We start from the raw sequence: 3,162 nt of genomic DNA on the forward strand, positions 1-3,162 counted from the left end.
GGTAAGCCTCCGGTCTAGGCCGCGGCTATTTGGGTTTCCAGTTCCATGGGAGGAGATCCGGCAGGCGTGACGGTGTGGCGGCCGGTAGTTTGGCGAGGACGTCTGCGAGCCAGGCCTGTGGGTCGATGTCGTTCATCTTGGCGGTCACGATCAGGGAATACATGAAGGCTGCGCGGTCCCCGCCGCGGGCGGATCCTGCGAAGAGCCAAGCCTTGCGTCCCAAGGCCACGCCGCGCAGGGCGCGCTCTGCGGCGTTGTTCGTGAGACAAATGCGGCCGTCGTCGAGGAACCGGGTGAAGGCGTCCCACCGGCCAGGCTCCTCGAACATATAGTTGATGGCTTTGGTGACTGGGTTGTGCTTGGACATGCGGGCACGCTCAGAGCGGAGCCAATCGTGCAGGTCGGCCACGAGGGGGCGGATAAGGTCTTGACGGGTGCTGCGACGAGTGTCGGCATCCAACCCGTTGATCGCGCGCTCGACCTCGAAGATGGCATCGAAGCGGCTGACGGCTTCCAACGCCACCGGCGAGATCTCTTCGGCAACCTTTTTGCCTTTGCGGGCGGTGGCCTTGATGTCGGCCAGTTCGAAGAACTTGCGCCGGGCGTGGGACCAGCACAGCGTGACTTAAGCGCCGGGGACGGCTTGTGATCGGCCCTGTAGAGGTCGTTATATCCGCCATAGGCATCGGCCTGGAGGATGCCCGTCCAGCCCGCGAGATGCTTGGTCGGATGTTCCTTCCTGCGATCTGTCGAGAAGTAGTAGAGCGCCGCCGGTGGCGCGCCACCGGCGAAGGGGCGGTCGTCGCGGACATAGGTCCATAGCCGGGCTGTCGTGGCGCCGCCCTTTGCCAGGAGCGGCACGGTCGTATCATCGGTATGCAGACGCTTGGCGGCGAGGACGTGGGCCCGGATCAACGCGTGGAGCGGAGCCAGAGCCTCAGCACAGGCGCCCACCTGATCGGCCAGGGTCGAGAGGCTGATGTCGACGCCTTCCTTCGCAAATCGCTCGGCTTGGCGGTTCAAGGGCAGATGCTGTCCAAACTTCTCGAAGAGAATGGTGGCCAGCAGGTTGGGCCCTGCCCAGCCCCGAGGCGTGGGGTGGAATGGCGCGGGCTGCTGGCTGATCTTCTCGCAGTCCCGACAGGTGAACTTCTCGCGGACGGTCTGGATGACCTTCCACTTCCGGGGGATGACCTCCAAGGTCTCGGTGATGTCTTCGCCCATCTTCACGATCCGCACCGAGCCGCAACAGGTGCAGGCGGTGGGTGGCTCGATCACGACGCGTTCGCGCGGGAGATGCTCGGGGAAGGGCTTGCGCCCCGGGCGGCGACGCTCGAAGGCCCCGACCACGGATGTTGGCGCGTCCACCTCGGCCTTGACCCGGTCGGCGGCGATGTCGGTCTCCAGGTCTTCGAGCTGCATCTCCAGCTGCTCGATCAGCCGGGCGCGCCGCTCGGAACTTACCCCGAACTGTTCCCGTCGGAGCTTGGCGATCTCCAGACGGAGGTGGCGGATCATGTCCTCGGAGGCCGAGATCACGGCGCGGGTCCGCGTCAACTCCTCCTCGGCAGCGGCGGCCCTTGCCTCGGCTGCCGCGAGGGCGACGCGCAAAAGCACGATCTCTGAAGGGCTCTCCGACATGGGAGAGGAGTATCATGGCGGGGTGGAATATGCCAATAAAACAAAGGGAAACGAGCCCTTATCCTGCCGATGCAGGCCTCTGCGTCCATCGCGGATTGCGCCAGTCTATGCCTTCCAGGAGATAACCGAGTTGGGCCGCCGAGACCTGGACTGCGGCTCCAGTCTCGCTGGTGGGCCAGATGAACGTTCCGGCCTCCAGCCGCTTCAGGTAAAGCGACAGGCCCACCCCGTCGTGCCAAAGCACCTTGATTAGATCGCCCTTGCGGCCACGGAAGCAGAAGATCTCTCCGCCGTGCGGGTCCCGCCCGAGGCCCTGCTGAACCTTCAACGCGAGGCTGTTCATCCCGCACCGCATGTCGGTCGCGCCGCCCGCAATCCAGACCTTTGCTGCCGCAGGGAACGCGATCATGCCCGATCCAGGACCTGAACCAGGCGCGCCAGCACCATCGGGTCGATGGTCACCCCGACCGCGAGCTTGCGCCCATTGCCCAAGGTAATCTCGATCCGATCACCACGATCAGCACCGGAACCGAGCACCGACGGCGGCACTGACTTCGCCGACATCTCCGAAGCGACCTCAACCGCCAGGAATTGTGGCCGCCGCTCGCTGGCAAGCTGCCCGGCCCTGAAGTCCCGCCGCCACCGTGTCAACAGAGCCCGCGATATCCCATGCCGCCGCGCCGTCGCCGAACACTGCCGGAACCCGCGCAGGCTCTCCTCGACGATCCGAACCTTCTCGGAATCCGTCCACTCCCGCCGCCGACCTTTGTCGACGACAGAGAGAACCTCAATCTGTGATCTGAACTTAGAGTCATCCATAAGGTCAGCGTCTTAGCTGACCTCAACCAATGGTGTCAGACGGCAATAACCGGAGGCTTACCGATCAAGGGCCAGGTCGGCCTGTCCACCTCGCTTCTGGACGTGGTCTCGGTCACGGCCTCGCTGATCTCGGCCGGAGTTTTCCGGGCCTTCTCCAGCGATCAGAGCTACGGCCCGGGCTTCGCCGCCGCCGGAGCCCTGGCCCTGGGCGGCGCGACGCTCATCGGCTGGAGCCAGCGGAGAATAAGCCCCGGCCCATAGTCCCAGGTCTTCCCCGCGGAATGACCGCTATCGGAAGAAATCCAATGGCGTCGGTGCGAACCGCGACCGGCAACTTTGGGCCGGGTGTGTAGATTATCTCTTGTATCGTCGCGAGGGGCGGTTTCCGGACATTCGCAGCAGGCGAACGTTTATTCCGGGCCAGTCGCGGAAGTGAAGAATTCGGCCAAGCTTCTGCCATTGGAGAAGGCATGACCGACATTGAAGGCGGGCGACGCAACTTCTACGCAGTGGAAAACTCAGCACGCGAATGGGTGAGCGTCTAAACGTATCGTGATCTGCGAGCATTTCAGACGTCTAGGGTCAGGACCCATTGATCACGCTCTAAGACCGTGATTCACGGTCGGCCAGGAGACCTGATTTATGAGCAACTTGTTCTGGCTGACCGAAGCCCAGATGGACCGGCTTCGGCCCTTCTTTCCC

4 protein-coding genes are annotated in these 3,162 nt (G+C 63.8%); 1 reads left to right on the forward strand and 3 read right to left on the reverse strand.

What is annotated here, in order from left to right:
- Positions 1-25: 25 nt before the first annotated feature.
- From tnpC to tnpA, 3 genes are all read right to left on the reverse strand, one after another.
- Positions 26-1,641 (reverse strand): IS66 family transposase gene (gene tnpC / locus GV832_RS21415; RefSeq protein ID WP_435531778.1). Its coding sequence is split into 2 segments (ribosomal slippage): positions 26-622 and positions 625-1,641, totalling 1,614 coding nucleotides; the frame shifts between segments, so codons are not numbered across the junction.
- Positions 1,642-1,699: 58 nt separating this feature from the next.
- The gene (gene tnpB, locus GV832_RS21420; RefSeq protein WP_168776895.1) at positions 1,700-2,050 is read right to left on the reverse strand and encodes an IS66 family insertion sequence element accessory protein TnpB; all 351 of its coding nucleotides are present in this window, start codon (positions 2,048-2,050) and stop codon (positions 1,700-1,702) included.
- On the reverse strand, positions 2,047-2,460 hold the full coding sequence (tnpA, locus tag GV832_RS21425; RefSeq protein WP_168776896.1) for an IS66-like element accessory protein TnpA: 414 nt from the start codon (positions 2,458-2,460) through the stop codon (positions 2,047-2,049). Before tnpA ends, tnpB begins: the two co-directional genes overlap by 4 nt.
- 102 nt (positions 2,461-2,562) lie before the next feature.
- Here tnpA and GV832_RS21430 point away from each other — a divergent pair, with 102 nt between their 5' ends.
- Complete coding sequence (locus GV832_RS21430; RefSeq protein WP_168776897.1) at positions 2,563-2,721, forward strand: hypothetical protein; 159 nt, start codon at positions 2,563-2,565, stop codon at positions 2,719-2,721.
- Positions 2,722-3,162: the final 441 nt, after the last annotated feature.

It is taken from the genome of Stagnihabitans tardus (assembly GCF_009925085.1).
GTDB classification, from domain to species: domain Bacteria; phylum Pseudomonadota; class Alphaproteobacteria; order Rhodobacterales; family Rhodobacteraceae; genus Stagnihabitans; species Stagnihabitans tardus.